This window comes from Bacillaceae bacterium S4-13-56, assembly GCA_040191315.1.
GTDB lineage: Bacteria > Bacillota > Bacilli > Bacillales > JAWJLM01 > JAWJLM01.
On the sequence record JAWJLM010000161.1, the window covers coordinates 1 to 1541 of the forward strand.

Consider the following 1541-nt stretch of genomic DNA (forward strand, 5'->3'; position numbering starts at 1 on the left):
CCCTACCACGTCTGGAGAATATAGGTGGGGGAATTTTCACTTGACAATTACACACAACAACAAACCCAACCACCTCTACACTTCTATCCTGCCAACATTCGACAAATTTCGGGGCGTCACTGTGACCATACCTAAATCTCTACTATACTTTAATCCATTGGTCCTAGATTATCTTCTGAATGATTAACTATATATTCACCAGATACTTCATAAGAAGAAAATTGACTATTTACGTTATACCCTAACCCAATTAAGATTGCTGTAACAAGTACTAGTATTTTTTTCTTCATTTTAATTACTCCTAAATTCTTTAGGAGTAATTTTACTATTTTCTTTAGTAACATGCTTTTACCTTAAAGAGCCAGTTTTACCTTATTTTTATTTTAAATCATATAAATTCACTTAATTGCTAAAATTTATATAATTATAGGAATATTTTTGATAAACTATTAAAAAAGCATTGAGAGTGATTATATGGATAACAGAGAAAAAATAGGGAAACAAATTAAGGATCTTAGAAATTTTTTTAATATAACCCAAAAAGAGTTATGTGAGGGGATATGCACTCAAGCTTATATAAGTAAAGTTGAGAATGGATCTATAGCAATTTCATCAGATCTTTTATATCAGATTGCCGACAGACTTGGTATTGATATTAATTATTTATATGACTCTTCAAGTATCTCTAGAATAGATTATGTCGAAGAAGTACTAATTCAAGCTAGAGAATTAGTAGACTCTCAAAACTATCAGGGACTTTATTACTTAATAAAATCTGAAGCGAAAAGTCCGTTAGTTTCAAACAAAAGGTTCAAACAATTTATTTTGTGGCACCAATCTATTTGTGAAAGACATATAAATAATAATCATAGTAAGGCTATAGAATTAATTGAAGAAGCTCTTTCGTTAAGTAGTACAAGTCGGAAAACAAAATCCGAACGTGAAATTGAAATTTTAATTAGTAAAGCAAATTTATTTTTAGAACTTGAACAGTATCAAAAAGCTTTAATTATATATAAAGATAGTCATGATTCTTTGATTAAGCTACCTATACATAACAATATAAAACTACAACCTAGATTATATTATAACTGGGCTAGAGCACATTATTTAGAAAGTAGCTATACTGAATCTATTGCTATCTGTAAAAGAGGAATTTCTTATTGCCAAAAAAAACAAATCATGTATGGCTTGGGACAATTATATTTTTTATTAGGTAGATGCTTAACTGAAACAAAAAGTATAAACGAAGCCTTGCACAATTTTAATTATGCAAAAACTATTTTTCAAATTACAGACAAAAAAATACAATTAGAAAAGGTAGAAGAACAACTTATTCAATTAAGAACAGTTAAAAATAATTAAATATTTAATATTATTCCTATAATTATATCATTCATTATATTTGGTGTTTATTACAAGTAAATATAACGTTTTTTAAGTTAATAGATTAAATATCCAAAACTCATTAAAATGTAATATTTGTTACTCTAATATTACACTTTGGATCTAGGTCAATATTTTGGACACAAAAAAGTTAA

At 27.3% G+C, this 1541-nt stretch carries 2 protein-coding genes; one reads left to right on the forward strand and one right to left on the reverse strand.

Annotated elements, in window-relative coordinates; translation table 11 throughout:
• Positions 1-149: 149 nt before the first annotated feature.
• Entirely contained in the window at positions 150-290 is a 141-nt protein-coding gene (locus RZN25_18330; GenBank protein MEQ6378757.1) for a hypothetical protein, read from the reverse strand.
• Between the two features lie 184 nt (positions 291-474).
• On the opposite strand from RZN25_18330, the gene RZN25_18335 reads away from it, so the two are divergent.
• Positions 475-1365 (forward strand): helix-turn-helix domain-containing protein, encoded by an 891-nt coding sequence (locus tag RZN25_18335; protein ID MEQ6378758.1) that lies wholly within the window; start codon positions 475-477, stop codon positions 1363-1365.
• Positions 1366-1541: the final 176 nt, after the last annotated feature.